Origin of the sequence: Pseudohongiella spirulinae (assembly GCF_001444425.1) — a bacterium.
Lineage (GTDB): Bacteria > Pseudomonadota > Gammaproteobacteria > Pseudomonadales > Pseudohongiellaceae > Pseudohongiella > Pseudohongiella spirulinae.
Genome location: NZ_CP013189.1, coordinates 683441 through 700184 on the forward strand (window position 1 = coordinate 683441; position 16744 = coordinate 700184).

At 53.2% G+C, this 16744-nt stretch carries 12 protein-coding genes; 9 read left to right on the plus strand and 3 right to left on the minus strand.

Translation table 11 applies throughout. The features are described from left to right. Window positions 1-138: 138 nt before the first annotated feature. Genes PS2015_RS03265 through PS2015_RS03275 form a run of 3 tightly spaced genes read left to right on the plus strand, consistent with a single transcriptional unit; the run spans window position 139 to window position 4581 of the window. Window positions 139-1887: an ABC transporter transmembrane domain-containing protein gene (locus PS2015_RS03265; protein WP_058020888.1), complete on the plus strand. Its 1749-nt coding sequence runs from the start codon at window positions 139-141 to the stop codon at window positions 1885-1887. Then, window positions 1871-3628: an ABC transporter ATP-binding protein gene (locus PS2015_RS03270; protein WP_058020889.1), complete on the plus strand. Its 1758-nt coding sequence runs from the start codon at window positions 1871-1873 to the stop codon at window positions 3626-3628. Before PS2015_RS03265 ends, PS2015_RS03270 begins: the two co-directional genes overlap by 17 nt. A 26-nt stretch (window positions 3629-3654) precedes the next feature. Further along, window positions 3655-4581, plus strand: a complete 927-nt coding sequence (locus tag PS2015_RS03275; RefSeq protein WP_058020890.1) for an FkbM family methyltransferase — start codon at window positions 3655-3657, stop codon at window positions 4579-4581. A gap of 22 nt (window positions 4582-4603) precedes the next feature. Here PS2015_RS03275 and ppdK read toward each other — a convergent pair whose 3' ends face one another. From ppdK to PS2015_RS03290, 3 genes are all read right to left on the minus strand, one after another. After that, on the minus strand, window positions 4604-7342 hold the full coding sequence (ppdK, locus tag PS2015_RS03280) for a pyruvate, phosphate dikinase (RefSeq protein ID WP_058020891.1): 2739 nt from the start codon (window positions 7340-7342) through the stop codon (window positions 4604-4606). Between the two features lie 184 nt (window positions 7343-7526). Beyond that, on the minus strand, window positions 7527-8306 hold the full coding sequence (locus tag PS2015_RS03285) for a slipin family protein (RefSeq protein WP_058020892.1): 780 nt from the start codon (window positions 8304-8306) through the stop codon (window positions 7527-7529). Between the two features lie 99 nt (window positions 8307-8405). Next, window positions 8406-9719: an NfeD family protein gene (locus PS2015_RS03290; protein ID WP_058020893.1), complete on the minus strand. Its 1314-nt coding sequence runs from the start codon at window positions 9717-9719 to the stop codon at window positions 8406-8408. Window positions 9720-10030: 311 nt separating this feature from the next. On the opposite strand from PS2015_RS03290, the gene PS2015_RS03295 reads away from it, so the two are divergent. The 6 genes from PS2015_RS03295 (at window position 10031) to PS2015_RS03320 (ending at window position 16738) form a co-directional block, all read left to right on the plus strand. Continuing rightward, window positions 10031-10987, plus strand: coding sequence for a monooxygenase (locus PS2015_RS03295; protein WP_169792264.1), 957 nt, complete (start codon window positions 10031-10033; stop codon window positions 10985-10987). A 288-nt stretch (window positions 10988-11275) separates the two neighbouring features. After that, window positions 11276-12139 (plus strand): redoxin domain-containing protein, encoded by an 864-nt coding sequence (locus PS2015_RS03300; protein WP_058020895.1) that lies wholly within the window; start codon window positions 11276-11278, stop codon window positions 12137-12139. A gap of 191 nt (window positions 12140-12330) precedes the next feature. Further along, complete coding sequence (locus PS2015_RS03305; protein WP_058020896.1) at window positions 12331-13287, plus strand: monooxygenase; 957 nt, start codon at window positions 12331-12333, stop codon at window positions 13285-13287. Window positions 13288-13449: 162 nt separating this feature from the next. Further along, window positions 13450-14406 carry a monooxygenase gene (locus PS2015_RS03310; protein WP_058020897.1) on the plus strand — a complete coding sequence of 319 codons (957 nt, stop codon included), beginning with the start codon at window positions 13450-13452 and terminating at the stop codon, window positions 14404-14406. Window positions 14407-14572: 166 nt separating this feature from the next. Continuing rightward, window positions 14573-15529: a monooxygenase gene (locus tag PS2015_RS03315; RefSeq protein ID WP_058020898.1), complete on the plus strand. Its 957-nt coding sequence runs from the start codon at window positions 14573-14575 to the stop codon at window positions 15527-15529. Between the two features lie 99 nt (window positions 15530-15628). Continuing rightward, window positions 15629-16738 carry an NADH:flavin oxidoreductase gene (locus PS2015_RS03320; RefSeq protein ID WP_058020899.1) on the plus strand — a complete coding sequence of 370 codons (1110 nt, stop codon included), beginning with the start codon at window positions 15629-15631 and terminating at the stop codon, window positions 16736-16738. Window positions 16739-16744: the final 6 nt, after the last annotated feature.

Consider the following 16744-nt stretch of genomic DNA (forward strand, 5'->3'; position numbering starts at 1 on the left):
GATGGTTCTCGGCCGCATTGTAACAAAGCGGGGTCAGCGGTAAAACGAAGATTTTTGCAAACCTCTTAAATCGAGCTGGCATTTTCCTGGTGACTGACAATAATAGGGACTTCCCGGGGGACAGCAGCGTCAAATCTGATGGATATATTTCTTAAATTGGGCTGGTATTTCAGGCAGCAGTGGCGTCGTTATGCCGTTGCCGGCGCGTTGCTTGTGCTTGTTGATCTGCTGGAGCTGAGTATTCCCTGGCTGGTCGGACGTCTGGTTGATCAAGTAGTACAGCAGACATTGGACATGCGGCAGTTGTGGACCTATGTGCTGGCAGTGGCTGTACTGGGTGTGCTGATCTATGTGATGCGGTTCTTGTGGCGTATGTTTCTGTTCAGCGCCTCGTTTCAGCTTGCCGAGCTGCTGCGTCAGAAAGTTTACCGGCAGCTTACCCTGATGGCTCCGGGCTTTTATAACCAGCATCGTACCGGCGACCTGATGGCGCGTGCGACCAATGATGTGACAGCTGTGGAAATGACTGCGGGGGAAGGTGTGCTGTCTGGATTGGACGGTGTGGTGACGGGTGTGCTGGTGCTCGCCGTGATGATGCTGTTTATCAGTTGGGAACTGACCCTGGTGGCGCTGTTGCCTTTTCCGCTGATGGCATGGTTTTTTTATGTTATTGGCACTCGGCTGCACGATGGTTTTCGAGACGCTCAGGAGCGTTTCTCTGACCTGAATGATCGGGTTCAGGAGAGTGTTTCCGGGGTGCGTATGATCCGGGCTTTCGGACGCGAAACACGCGAGGATGAAGACTTCATGCAGGTTGCGGACCGGGCGGCTGAGGCTAATATGCGTGTTGCGGCTACAGATTCGCTATACGATCCGGCTATTTTTATAACGGTAGGCGCCTCGTTCATACTGTCGGTGGGTATGGGAGCCTGGCTGATCCAGCAACAGGAATTGACACTGGGGCAACTGACCAGTTTCACCATGTATCTGGGTTACCTGATCTGGCCCATGTTTGCCTACGGCTGGCTGCTGAACCTGGTTGAGCGCGGCAGCGCGGCTTATGCGCGCATCAGCGCACTGTTGGACGCGCAGTCGCCCGTCAAAGATAACGGTGATGTAACGGCAGCAGACAATCACGGCCTGTCGTGGCATGTCGCGCAGTTCTGTTATCCCGGAACTCAACAGGCCGTTCTCAAGGATATCGACATACATTTGCCCGCCGGCGAGACACTGGGCATTGTTGGTGCCACCGGTGCTGGCAAGTCTTCGCTGATTTCTTTGCTGCTTCGTTACTACGATGCCGGACCGGATGATGTGGTCAGTGTTGGGGGTACACCCGTCGCTGACTTTTCCCTGCATGCGCTGCGCAGCATGATTGCTGTGGTTCCGCAGGATGCCTTTCTGTTTACTGCCACCATAGCTGAAAATATTGCTCTGGGGAGACCTGGCGCTTCTCTTGATGAGGTTCGGGAAGTGGCGCGGCTGGCATCGGTGGAACAGGATATTCTGAGATTTCCCGCAGCCTATGACACCGTCGTGGGTGAGCGAGGTGTAACCTTGTCTGGCGGGCAGAAACAGCGCATCGCAATTGCGCGCGCCTTGCTGCTCGATGCACCGGTGTTGGTGCTGGACGACGCGCTTTCTGCTGTCGACGTAGATACAGAGCGTCGCATCCTGGCGCACTTGAATGATGCCCGCAAAGGACGAACCACGGTCATTCTGTGTCACCGTCTGTCGGCGGTTGAAAAGGCTCAACAGATTGTTGTGCTGAGTCACGGTGAGATTATTGAGCGCGGAACTCACCAGCAGTTACTGAGTGCACGCGGCTGGTATGCCCGTATGTTTGACTATCAGAAACTGGAGCAGGCCGTTGTATCAGGACGATGATCTTCCCGCCCGCGTCAACCGCGGCGCACTCTGGCGGTTGCTGAAATATGCGCTGGCGTATCCGCGCTTGCTAAAGGAGGCGGCTGTATTGTTGCTGTTGACCACGCTTGGGCAGGTGCTGGGGCCGGTGCTGATCAAGATCTTTCTGGATGATCATGTCACGCAGAACAATTACCCGGTTTCTGACATTGTCTGGCTGGCGGGCGCATACATTCTGCTATATGGCGTGTCGGCCTGGGCCGGATACTGGCAGGCCATGCGTCTGAACGAGGTAGCCTTTTCAGTGGTGCGTAGTATCCGCCGTCAGGTATTCAGCACGGTTATGCGCAAACCGCTCAGCTATTTTGATCATCGTCCCACCGGCAAGCTGGTGTCGCGCATAACCAATGATACTGAGGCCATCAAGGATCTGTTTCTGCATGTGCTGGCGACATTTGTGCAGGGCATTACCCTGATTGTCGCTGTATTTATTGCGATGGCCATTCTGGATCTGCGCCTGATGCTGATCTGCCTGATTATTATGCCAGTCATGATTCTTGTGATGGTTAACTACCAGCGCTTGAGTGCTCCGCGCTACCACCGGGCACGCAGCATACTCAGTCAGATTAATGCCTCACTGAGTGAATCCATCTCGGGTATGCGAGTGGTGCAGTTGATTAATCAGCAAAGCCGATTTATGCAACGATTTACCGACACCAGCCAGAGCCATTTTCAGGCCCGAATGCGCAATCTGAAACTGGATGCCTTACTGCTGCGTCCCATGCCGGATCTGTTGCGGACGCTGACCCTGGCTGGGGTGTTGCTGTATTTTGGCAGTCAGTCCCTGTCCACAGCGGTCGAAGTGGGTGTCATCTATGCGTTTATCAATTATCTGTCGCGCATTACCGAGCCTGTGCTGCAGATGACGCAGCGGCTGAGTATGTTGCAACAGGCTGTAGTGGCGGGTGAGCGGGTATTCGAGATCCTTGACGAAGGGCAGGAAGAGCACTCATCGGCCAGCCTGCTGGTAGGTCGGGGTGAGGTTGAGTTTCGTGATGTTTCCTTCAGCTATGATGGTGAACATCCGGTGCTTCAGCGCATTGATTTCAAAGTGGCGCCGGGGGAGTTCTACGCTATTGTTGGTCATACCGGCAGCGGTAAAAGTACCCTGATGAGCCTGTTGATGCGTTTTTACGCCCCTCAGTCGGGAGAGATTCTGCTGGATGGTCATCATTTGCACGAAATCAATCAGGATAGCCTGCGCAACGGTGTCGGTGTGGTGATGCAGGATCCGTTTATCACCACGGGCTCGGTGCGTGAAAATATTACCCTGGGTCGGGATATGTCGGATGATCGCGTGGTGGCTGCGGCGAGGGCTGCGCAGCTTCACGACTTTGTCATGAGTCTGCCGCAGGCTTATGACACCCCCATGCAGGAGCGGGGTGGCAATTTCTCAACCGGCCAACGGCAGTTATTGTCATTGGCACGCACGCTGGCGCATGAGCCAAAGGTACTTATTCTGGATGAAGCGACGGCGAATATCGACAGTCACACTGAAGCGATTATTCAGCAGGCGCTGATGAGCATGAAAGGCAAATCCAGTATCATTGCTATTGCCCATCGGCTGAGTACCATTACAAATGCTGATCAGATTCTGGTCTTGCATCAGGGTTGTATCGCACAGCGCGGCACGCACAATGAACTTGTGTCGCAGGATGGTCTGTATCGCAACATGTATTTATTGCAGCAGCGCGAAGGCTGATAAAGCCGGATAACGAGGATCAGGATGTGCAGTTAATAGATCGTTTCGGCCAATGGCTCTGGCGCAATCACGCTGCCCGGAAAACAGTCATAAGGCCTATCTTTAAACGTCTTTCCAGGCGCCCTGCAGCCGATTACCCGTTCGAATGCGAGTTTTTTGGACTGCGTTATCAAGGAAACCTGAACAATAATATTGATTTTGCTGTTTATTTTTTCGGTGCATTTGAAAAGCCTGTGTTGTTCTTTCTGCGTGACACCCTGCAAAAATTGGTACCGGATCGCAGCGGAATATTTGTGGATATTGGAGCGAATGTCGGGCAGCACAGTCTGTTCATGTCGCAATTCTCCGCTAGCGTTCACGCGTTCGAACCGTACCCGCCAGTTCGCGAAGTGTTTGAGCGCAGACGTGCACGGAACCAGCTTGAGAATATCGAAATTTACCCGGTTGGGCTCAGTGATCATAAGGCAGTACTGCCTTTCTACGCGCCGATCGGGCGAAACAAAGGTGCTGGCTCTTTCGACAAGTCGTCTTTGGCCAAGGGAAATGTGGCGAGTGACGAGCTGCAATTGGAGCGAGGAGACGAGCACTCCGCACTTCTGGGACTCTCAGATTTACACCTGATAAAAATTGATGTTGAGGGTTTCGAAAAGCCGGCTCTGCTGGGCTTGTCTGGCGTACTCACCAAACACAGGCCGGTGCTGGTGTTTGAACTCACTTACAACTGCTCAAATTCCGTCGAATCTCTGGATGAATTACGGGCGCTGTTTCCTCCGCATTACGAGTTTCGTGTATTCAAACGTCGGGATGCCAAAGGACGTCTGACCCGCAGGCAGAATGCCCGTGCCCGTTTCACTGGTGAGTATAGAACTGAGCCGTTGGTTCGGCTGTTGGCTTCCGGCCAGGATGACATCATTGCCATCCCGGCCGAAAAAATCAGTGCACTGGGTCTGTGAGGTCCTGACCGCTACGTCCGATTCATGAGCGCAGGGCAGCTTGCGCTGCCGCCAGTCTCGCTATCGGAACGCGCGGCGGTGAGCAGCTAACGTACTGCAGTCCCAGCTTGTGACAGAAGTCGATTGAGTCGGGATCGCCGGCATGCTCGCCACAAATACCCAGCTTAAGATCCTTGCGAGTACGCAAACCATTATCGACAGCAAACTGCATCAGTTTGCCAACGCCGGTTTTGTCCAGGCTGGCAAAGGGATTTTTGCTGTAGATTTCTTTTTGCTGGTATTCGTCGTAGAACATGCCCATATCATCACGGCTCAGGCCGAGCGTAGTCTGCGTCAGATCGTTAGTTCCAAAGCTGAAGAACTCGGCCTGTTCGGCGATCTCATCGGCCGTAATGGCAGCCCGTGGCACTTCCACCATGGTGCCGACCATGTACTTGATCTTGACGCCTTTCTTGTTCATGACTTCATCAGCAATTCGACGCACGATAGCAAGTTGATCAGCCAGTTCGGCTTTAAAGCCAACCAGCGGGATCATGATCTCAGGCTGAACCTTGATTGGATTTTTTCCACCCATGACCTCGGCAGCTGCTTCAAAGATGGCCTGTGCCTGCATCTCGGTGATTTCCGGATACAGAATGCCCAGGCGACATCCGCGACAACCCAGCATGGGATTTTCTTCATGCAGGGCTTTGATGCGGTCGATTACGAACTCCAGCGGCAGACCCAGCTTGTCCGCCAGTTGCCGACGCACAGCATCGTCCTGTGGCAGGAATTCGTGCAGCGGTGGATCCAGCAGACGGATGGTGACCGGGCGGTCACCCATGGCGCGGAACAGGCCAACAAAGTCTTTGCGCTGCATGGGCAGCAGTTTCTTGAGAGCTTCGCGACGCTGCACACCATCAATGGCCAGAATCATCTGGCGCATGTCGTCAATTCGGCTGCCTTCGAAGAACATGTGCTCAGTGCGGCACAGGCCAATGCCCTCGGCGCCGAACTGTACGGCCGACTGAGCCATTGCCGGCGTATCAGCATTGGTGCGGATGCGCAATTTTCGGTGCTTGTCTGACCACTCCATGATGGTCTGGAACAACTGGTAGGTGTAGCTGTCTTCCGGCTTCATGGTGCCTTCAAGTACGCGCTTGACTTCAGAATCGGCGCTTTCAATCAGGCCCTTGTAAACTGAACCGGTGGTGCCGTTAATCGAAATGTAGTCACCTTCTTTCAAGGTGATGCCATGCGCTGTCAGCGTTTTCTTTTCGTAATTGATGGTGATATCGCCAGCGCCGCATATGCAGACCTTGCCTAACTGACGTGCAACCAGTGCTGCGTGTGAAGATACGCCGCCTCGGGTGGTCAGGATGCCCTGGGAATGCAGCATGCCTTTGAGGTCATCCGGTGATGTTTCTGAGCGGCACAAAATGACCTTGTTGCCTTTGCGTGCTTCGATCTCCGCCTGGGCGGCCGTGAAGGCAATACGCCCTGTCGCTGCGCCGGGGCCTGCCGGCAGGCCCTTGCAGATCAATTCGGCAACTTTCTGCGCCTTGAGATCAAATACCGGAACCAGCAGGGTATCCACGGATTCGGCAGGAATTTTCAGCAAAGCAGTTTTTTGATCGATCAACTTTTCTTTGTTCATCTCGACGGCGATACGAATAGCGGCCAGACCGGTGCGCTTGCCATTTCGCGTCTGCAGTATAAACAGGCGGCCGTTTTCGATAGTAAACTCAAAGTCCTGCATGTCCTTGAAGTGTTTTTCCAGGCGCGAGCGGACCTTCTCCAGGTCGGCGAAATTTTTCGGCAATTCCTGGGCCATGGCAGAAATAGGCTTGGGTGTTCGCACGCCGGCGACAACATCTTCGCCCTGGGCATTGGTGAGGTATTCACCATAAAATACTTTTTCACCGCTGGCCGGGTCGCGGGTAAAGGCAACGCCGGTGCCACTGTCGTCGCCTGCATTGCCGAAGACCATGGCCTGGATGTTGACGGCCGTTCCCCACTCAGCGGGTATGCCGTACTGCTGGCGATACAGGATGGCGCGATCGTTTTTCCATGAACCGAAGACAGCCCCAATGGCACCCCAGAGCTGCTGGAAAACATCCTGCGGGAACTCATCGCCGGTTTCTTTTTTGATCAGAAGCTTGTAGCGGCTGACCAGCTCCTGCAGTTCTTCCGCTGTCAGCTCGTTGTCGAGCTCTTTGCCGAGTGACTTTTTCATATCATCCAGCAGGGCATGGAAAGGCTCTTCAGATTCGTCGTTGGCCGCCTGCACGCCCATCACGACATCGCCATACATCTGAATGAAACGACGGTAGCAATCCCATGCAAATCGGGGGTTGCCGGAAATATTGGACAAGCCCTGTACCGTTTCGTCATTCAGGCCCAGGTTCAGGATGGTATCCATCATGCCCGGCATGGAGTCACGGGCACCGGATCGCACTGAGACAAGCAAGGGGTTGTCACGGCTGCCGAATTCGCGGCCCATTTGGTCCTCAACCAGCTTGATGGCTTTTTCGACATCTTTGCTCAGCGTTTTGGGGTAGCTGCGTGAGTGTTCGTAAAAGTAGGTACACACTTCGGTGCTGATGGTGAAGCCCGGTGGGACGGGCAGGCCTATCGCGGCCATCTCGGCCAGGTTGGCGCCTTTGCCGCCCAGCAATTCGCGCATGGTGGCATTGCCATCAGTCTGGCGACCAAAGTTGAAGACGAACTTGTTGGATGTGGTGGTATTCTTTGTTTTGCTGGTATCAGATGTCTGTTTCATGGTTCCCGGTTCTTAATCAGCGTCCAGTGTAGCGAGGTGCGGAAGAATATAGTAAACGGCCGTTAAAATCCAGCGCAGCTGCGGGGGCAGTTGCGCTGAATATGCTCATAATTGTTGCTATCTGGCGGGGATTTCTCTGGATCTGCGAAGTAATGTAGTTTTACTACAAAGCGCTTGCCCGGCCTTAATTCTCTGGTTTGTCGGGCATTTTCGCGGGTGTTGAGCTCATTCGGGAAAGACCTTCGATCAGGTTCATCGGCAAGGGGAAAACAATTGTTGAATTCTGCTCGCCGGCAATTTCGGTCAAGGTCTGCAAATATCTGAGTTGTATAGACTCTGGCTGGGTGGCGAGTTGACGGGCGGCTTCGACCAGTTTTTGGGAGGCTTCGAACTCGCCGGCCGCGTGGATAATTTTGGCGCGTCGTGATCGTTCAGCTTCCGCCTGCTGAGCAATCGCCCGGATCATGCTCTCGTCGATGTCGACATGCTTGATTTCAACATTGCTGACCTTGATGCCCCAGTCGTCAGTCTGCTGATCCAGAATGTCCTGCACGTCTGTATTCAGGCGCTCGCGCTCCGATAACAGTTCATCCAGCTCATGTTGTCCCAGCACTGAACGGAGGGTGGTCTGAGCCAGCTGACCGGTGGCTTCCATGAAGTTTTCAACATTGATGATGGCTTTTTGTGGGTCAACCACCCGGAAATATAGCACTGCATTTACTTTTACCGAGACATTGTCGCGGGTGATCAGATCCTGCGACGGTATGTCCCAGACGGCTGTTCGCAGGCTCACTTTCTCCATTTGCTGGAGGACCGGGATCACAATGATCAGTCCTGGTCCCTTGACCTTGTGATAGCGGCCAAGCATAAAGATGACGCCGCGCTCATACTCTTTCAGTATTCTGAAAGTGCTGAACAGCAGGCCAAGAAATATGGCGGTAAGCGCGAGAGTAAAGACTTCCATAGGTGTTCTCCCCGTAGACTGGAAATGATGGTTTTGACCCGGTCCGGGCTATCGACACTGAGCTTTCTGCTCTCGACAGTCCGGACTGTGCTAAGAATATTACTCGTTGTTATCGGGTGTAACGTGTAGCGTCAGTCCGTCAACCCGGCTGACGCGGAGCCGGTCGCCTTTTTTGACCTGTGCTGGTGTTGTAGCACGCCAGATCTCGCCGTGCATGTGCACATGTCCTTCGCCGGTAAAATCCTCTCTGGCAATGGCGAGTTGCCCCGGCATGGCTTCTACGCCAGTGGTGATGCGTGCCTGGCGGGCTTTCAGGGCGGCCCCCAGAACCAGCAGAACCAGTGCCGCTGTGCTGACGGCAATCGCGGCGATAAGTGCAAATGAAATCTGCCAGGCCGGTTCGTTGGTGTCCATTAACATGACTGACCCCAGTATGAACGCGACCAGACCGCCAAGCCCGAAAATGCCGAAACTGGGGGTTGTCACCTCGAATACCATAAGCCCCAGTCCTAATACAATAAGCGAAAGGCCGACGTAACTGATTGGCAGCATCTGCAATGCATAAGCGCCGACCAGCAGGCTGATCACGCCCACAATGCCGGGAATGCCCATTCCCGGGTTGTAAAACTCCAATATCAGGCCATAAACGCCGACCATTAACAGTAGATAGGCAATGTTGGGGTTGGTGATGATGCTGAGGAAATCGTGTCGCCAGTCGCTTTCGATCATCGTCACTGAAGCGTTGGCGGTGTCCAGGGTGCGGCTACTGTTATCGTCCAGCACAACTGTGCGTCCGTGCAGGGCGGTCAGTAATTCGCTGATATTGCTGGCGACTATGTCTATTACGTTAGCATCCAGGGCGTCGTTGGCGGACAGATTGGCGGCATTGATGACGGTGTCACGAGCCCAGTCCTGATTTCGCCCGCGCAATTCGGCAAGGCCCTGCAGATAAGCGACGGCGTCATTCAGTACTTTCTCATTGGTCTCGCCAGATCCTAAGGCTACAGGTGTTGAGGAGCCCACATTTGTGGCTGGTGCCATGGCGGCAATATGGCTGGCGGTCAGGATATAAGTGCCGGCGCTGGCGGCGCGCGCGCCAGACGGCGCCACCCAGACAACAACAGGTACCGGGGATGCCAGTATGGCGCTGACGATGTCTCGCATGGCAGCGTCCAGGCCGCCGGGTGTATCCATGCGGATGATCAGCAATTGCATGTTTTCAGCGCGCTCCAGAGCGCGTATGATATGGTCCGCGCTGGCTGGACCTATAGGGCCTGTCAGATCGGTCAATGCGATCGATTCACTGTCCGAAGCAGGTGGCTGGGAGTATACTTGTGGTGCAAATGACAGGCAGCTCAAGGCAACAAGCAAAGTCAGGCAGACGAGTCGGACGGGCCTGTGCAGTCGGTTCATGGCAGCCTCCGTTGACATGGGATGGAACCATATTACATAGCTGGCGATAAGTTGTCGACTTGCCCGGAAATGCTTGATTGACAAGGCATGTAGCCAAATTACAAGGGTGTGAACCGACACACTTTGTTGCAAAAATACAGCACACAGCATTGTACTGTTTCGAGAACTTGGTTTAGCATCGATTTCAATGCTCACAGCTGCAATCGATGCAGTTTGCAGAAATAAGACAGACAGAAAGTATGGCGGCAGTTGCAATCGGGAATGGTCCCGGAAGTGAGGAAAGCCGCTTGAACCTGCGGGAGGAATTCCACATGAAAAAATTGAGTTTAGCAGCTCTGGTTGCGGCGGCGTCAGTCGTCAGCTTTCAGGCGAATGCACAAGGTGTTGACCCACTGACTCAGGTTGAGCCGGTTGATGCTGAGTGGTTCTACAATGGTACAGAGCCTGATTACGTTGTTGACGTACCCAGCTTCACAGTACCTGCTACTGGCGTAATCGACTACATCGACTCCGTAATTCCGCTGGAATTCGGCGAAGACAAGTGGGTTAAAGCCGTTCAGTTCATTCCGGGTGACAAGCGCGTTCTGCACCACCTGCTGTCCTACGTTGTTGCTGATACGCCAGACGCTGGTGAAGGCATGCTGGACGAAACTGTGAACGATCCGCGTCGTGAATTCCTGGAAGGTTATGCGCCGGGTAAAGAGTACGCCACAGAGTTCCCCGAAAACACTGGTATCTACGTACCGACCGGTTCAGCTCTGCGTATGAGCATTCACTACACTTCTTTCGGCCAGGAAACTACTGACAGCACCCGTGTTGGTCTGTGGTTCGCCGATGAGAACAATGAGCCTCAGTACCAGTACCACACATACTCAGTCGCCACACCGATGAATCAGATCCAGATTCCGGCCGGCGCCATGGAGTATGAGTCAGCTGCAAGCCACGTCTTCAACGAAGACATCACTCTGTACGGTTTCCGTGCTCACATGCACTACCGTGGCAAGTCTATGGCTGCACGTGTGATCTATCCTGACAACACTCAGGAAGAAATCATCAACATTCCTGACTACAACTTTGCCTGGCAGCCCACCTACCGCATGGATGAGCCGATGCAGATTCCTGCTGGTTCACGTGTAGTGGTAGAAGGTCTGTTTGACAACTCTCAGTATAACCTGGGTAACCCGGATCCGACCGTGGATGCCATGGGTGGTCTGCAGAGCTGGGAAGAAATGTTTATCGGTTACTTCTCTTACACTGCTAACGATTAATAGTGTGTTAGAAGCTCGATAAAGCAGCACAACAACACCAGGGGCTGCTTCTCCTGAGAAGCAGCCCCTTTTGTTTGCCAGTCTTATCTGGTTTGCGGTAAATCAATCTGCCTTAAGTTTGCGCCAGATTAAGATTCAGGCGAGATGGCTATAGTAGTCTTGCTTGTCTGCAATCGTGTAGTATTGTGATCGTTCAAAAAACAAAACAATAATATGTCGCAGAGCGTTTCGTTTCAGACGTAAGTGTTCCGCAGAAATATCCAGAGAGAGAATGAGGGTTTGTTCACCATGAAAAAATCAAAATTGCTGGCGCTATTCACTGTAGCAGCCGCTATGAGTTTTAATGCCTTTGCAGGCGACCGTGTTGGCGACTTCACGTTGATCGACAACAACGGTAAAGCACACCAGCTCAGCAAATATGCTTTCAACAAGGCTGTCGTGATCGTTTCTCAACAGGCTGGCTGTACCAATAACCGTGAAAACATTGCTCGCTACAAGCAACTGCGTACCAACTGGGATCACCGCGGCGTCAGCTTCCTGATGCTGAATTCTTCTCCGGACTACGGTCGTGACGGCATCCGCGCTGAAGAAGCTGTCTGGAACTATGATTTCCCCATCATGGATGATGAAACTCAACTGGTTGCAGATGCACTGGGTGTTACCAAGGCTGGTCAGGTGATTGTTGTTGATCCTGTGCGTATGCAGGTGATCTATCGTGGACCGATGCCGGTTCAGCCAGCTCGTGCGCCGCTGGGTGAAGTACTGGAGGCAATCGTTGCTGACGGTGCAGACAGCCGTTCAATGGATGTTGTCAACGTCGATTTCGAGGTGGCTGAAGGTTGTGAAATGACCTTCCCAGCCAAAGAGCGTTACATGGCAGAAGCGCCTGACTATGAAACAGAAATCGCTCCGATCCTGATCGAGCGCTGTGTTGGCTGTCACGTTGAAGGTGGTATCGGACCGTTTGCCATGAACAGCCACATGATGATTCAGGGCTGGAGCCCGATGATCCGCGAGGTAATCATGACTGGCCGTATGCCTCCGATGCAGGTTGACCCCACAGTTCGTCACTGGACCAACTCAGGCAACATTCCTGTTGAAGAGCGTCAGAAGCTGATTCACTGGATTAACGCTGGTTCGCCGCGTAATTGATTAACTTGCTGACGGTGCCTGATTTCTCAGGTGCCGATCGGTAATCGCAAGAATGCCGCCACTGTTCGCAGTTGGCGGCTTTTTTGTTGAAAGATATTTGCTTGTCTTATCCCCGATGCTGGTTTACGATTCTTGCACTGCAAGGCAGTTTGTGTGCAGCACACACATTCCCGCTCGAGGAGAAAACTATAATGAAAAGAACAAGTTTGACTGCTGCACTTGCGCTGGCGTTTGCCTGGGGAGCCCAGGCACAGACAGGTGTTGACCCACTTACCCAGATCCAGCCCCCTACCAGCGAGTGGACCTATGATGGATCTGCTCCTGATCATATTGTTGAAGTGCCCAGTTTTACTGTGCCTGCCACCGGTGTTATTGACTACATCAATTCTGTGATCCCACTGGAATTTGAAGATGAAAAATGGGTCAAGGCGGTGCAATTCATACCGGGTGACAAGCGGGTCCTGCATCATCTGCTGTCATATGTGGTGGCCGATGATGGACAGAATGAAGGCATGATAGATGAGGCCTCCAATGACCCGCGCCGCGAATTCCTGGAAGGGTATGCGCCCGGTAAGGAATATGCGACAGAGTTTCCTCAGGGTACTGGCATCAAGGTGCCGACCGGCTCTGCGTTGCGTATGAGCATCCACTACACCTCTTTTGGTCAGGAAACCATGGACAACACCCGTGTTGGCCTGTGGTTCTATGACGAAGGCGCTGAGCCTGATCTGGAGTATCACACGTATTCAGTCTCTGCCAACGGACGTGACACACTGCATATTCCGCCGGGTGCCATGGAGCATGAAATGGCCGCGAGCCATGTTTTTGACAAAGATATCGTGCTGCACGGCTTCCGTGCTCATATGCACTATCGTGGCAAGTCCATGGCCGCCCGCGTGATCTATCCCGATAATACCTCCGAGCCGATTATCAACGTGGCCGACTATAACTTTGCCTGGCAGCCGACTTATCGTATGTCGGAACCCATGGTATTGCCGGCCGGATCTCGGGTCGTAGTTGAAGGACTGTTTGATAACTCGCAGTATAATCCCGGCAATCCGGATCCGACCGTGCCGGCGGTTGGTGGGCCACAAAGCTGGGAGGAGATGTTTATCGGATATTTCTCCTATACAGACCTCCCACAGTAAGCATTGCCTTACAAATCGCTTCCAAAGACTAAACAAGAAGCCGTTACTATCGAGTGACGGCTTTTTGTTTGAGCTGTGTCAATGATTCCAGATCTGCCATGACCCACAATGTAACCCTGAAACATCACTATCAGGTTGATTACCTTCGGGGAGGCAGGTCGTATGAAAAAATTGGCAATTGGTACCTCGCTGGCTGTTGCTGCTGCATTTGCCATGCACGCACAGGCGGGAGTTGATCCTTTGACGCAAATACAGCCGCCGCAAAGCGAGTGGGTGTATGACGGCAGTAATCCGGACTATGTTGTTGAAGTGCCATCATTCACGGTACCTGCTACAGGCATCATCGATTACATAGACTCGGTTGTGCCACTGGAGTTTGGTGAGGAGCGCTGGGTCAAGGCCGTGCAATTTATTCCCGGTGATAAGCGTGTTCTGCACCACCTGCTGTCTTATGTTGTGGCTGACACGCCAGACGCCGGTGAGGGCATGCTGGACGAAACGGTCAACGATCCGCGCCGTGAATTCCTGGAGGGTTATGCGCCGGGCAAGGAGTACGCCACCGAGTTCCCGGCTGGAACCGGTATCAAGGTGCCTGAAGGTTCTGCGCTGCGCATGAGTATTCACTACACTTCCTTCGGGCAGGAAGCTGTGGACAGTACCCGTGTCGGGCTTTGGTTCTATGACAAGGACAAAGAGCCTGACCTGCAATACCATACCTATTCTGTGTCTACGCCGATGAATCAGATCGCGATTCCGCCGGGCGCCATGGAGTATGAGTCAGCAGCTACTCACGTGTTCGATAAAGATATCGTGTTGCATGGCTTCCGCTCACATATGCATTATCGCGGCAAGCAGATGTCGGCGCGTGTTGTTTATCCGGACAATACGGTAGAGGACATTATCAATATCCCTGACTATAACTTTGCCTGGCAGCCGACTTACCGTATGTCAGAACCGATGATTCTGCCGGCAGGTTCGCGGGTAATTGTGGAAGGGCTGTTTGATAACTCTGAGTACAATACGGGCAATCCGGATCCGACTGTCACGTCGATAGGTGGTCTCCAGAGTTGGGAAGAAATGTTTATCGGTTACTTCTCTTATACTGATTTACCTCAGTAAATCAATGTTATAACTGTAAGCAGGCCGCTCTGTAAACCAGGGCGGCCTGTTTGTGTGCGTAACATAATGTTACAAAAGTCGGCTTGCCGGGCTTGAGCTTATTTGGTGCCTGATCTACGCTCAGCAGTGTTTTATTAACTCAGATGAGCGTAGAGGAGCAGTAATAATGAAAAAAACCACCTTAACTGCTGCAATGCTGTTAACTGCAGGCTGGATGGTTGGTGCGCAGGCCGGGGTAGATCCCCTGACTCAGATAGAAGCCCCCTCCAGTGAGTGGATCTATAACGGAACCGAGCCGGATTATATCGTAGATGTACCCTCATTCACTGTACCGGCAACAGGCGTGATCGATTATATCGACTCTGTGATTCCGCTGGAATTCGGAGAAGAGAAGTGGGTCAAGGCTGTTCAGTTTATTCCCGGTGACAAGCGGGTGCTTCACCACTTGCTCTCTTACGTCGTAGCCGACACGGAAAAAAGTGAAGGCATGATCGATGAGGCGGTCAATGATCCGCGTCGTGAATTCCTGGAAGGTTATGCCCCGGGTAAAGAGTATGCAACCGAGTTCCCCGCCGGAACGGGCATCAAGGTGCCGGAAGGCTCTGCACTGCGCATGAGCATTCACTACACCTCGTTCGGTCAAGAGTCCGTGGACAATACCCGGGTTGGTCTGTGGTTCTATGACGAAGGTCAGGAGCCGGATCTGGAGTACCACACATACTCTGTGTCTCCGGGCAACCGCACCGAGAACATCATCATTCCGCCGGGTGCCATGGAGCACGAAATGGCCGCCACACATGTCTTCGATAAAGACATCGTACTGCACGGTTTCCGTGCTCACATGCACTACCGTGGCAAGTCCATGGCGGCGCGTGTGATCTACCCGGATAACACCCAGGAAAAGATTATCAATATCCCTGATTACAACTTCGCATGGCAGCCGACTTACCGTATGGATGAGCCAATGGTGATTCCGGCCGGTTCGCGCGTGGTTGTTGAGGGTCTGTTTGATAACTCCGAGTACAACCCCGGCAACCCCGATCCGACCGTGCCAGCGCTGGGTGGACTGCAGAGTTGGGAGGAAATGTTTATCGGTTACTTCTCATACACCGATCTGCCATAATACCTGACTGCATAAGCAGTACACGCAAAAAGGGCTGCTTCCCGCAAGAAGCGGCCCTTTTTTATTGTCCGATGAACGGCAACAGGATGAGACAGAGATATGACGCAGAACGCTTCACTGGCAGCTTTGCTGTCGCCATTTGAATCCCCCAAACTGCAGCTTAAAAATCGAGTGCTGATGGCGCCCATGACGCGCCAGTTTTCGCCTGACGGGGTGCCCGGTCAGAATGTGGTTGATTACTATCGCCGACGCGCCGAGGGGGATGTAGGGCTGATTATCACTGAAGGTACGACGGTCAATCACAAGGCCGCGTCATTTGACAGCAAGATTCCCAACTTCTATGCCGAAGAAGCGCTGGAAGGCTGGAGTAAAGTAGTCGAGGCCGTGCACAAGGCAGGTGGAAAAATTGCACCGCAGCTGTGGCATGTTGGCTGTGCTCGTAAACCGGGTACGGGGCCTTTTCCGGATTACCCCAGTGCAATGCCTTCCGGTCTGGCTCTACCGGGCAAAAAAGTGGGTGAGCCGCTGACAACACAGGAGATTAATGACATTGTCCGCGCCTTCGGCGAAGCAGGTGGCAATGCCAAAAAACTGGGATTCGATGCGCTGGAAGTACACGGAGCACATGGCTATCTGGTGGATGACTTTTTGTGGGAAGGACTGAATCAGCGAGAGGACAAATACGGTGGTTCACGTGCACGTCGCAGTCAGTTTGCGGTTGAGATTGTGCAGGCTATCCGCAGCGAAGTCGGTGAAGATTTTCCCATTATTTTCCGCTTCTCGCAGTGGAAACAGCAGGATTATAGTGCACGCCTTGCGACATCGCCGGACGAACTGGCAGAGGTGCTCACACCCATTTCTGAAGCGGGCGTCGACATTTTCCACTGCAGTACTCGTCGATTCTGGGAGCCGGAGTTTGAAGGATCGGAGCTGAATCTGGCGGGCTGGACGCGTAAACTGCTGAATAAGCCAACTATCACTGTTGGCAGTGTCAGTCTGAACGAGGAGTTCATCACAACTTTCCAGGGCGGGCAGGCTGATGCGGCAGACATTAACGAACTTCTGCAGCGTCTGGCTGCTAATGAGTTTGACCTGGTTGCGGTGGGGCGCGCCCTGATTGCCAACCCGGACTGGGTTAAACTTGTGACGTCTGATCATGCAGATCAATTAAAGACTTACGACCGGTCAATTTTGGCCGAACTGGTTTAAAACCAA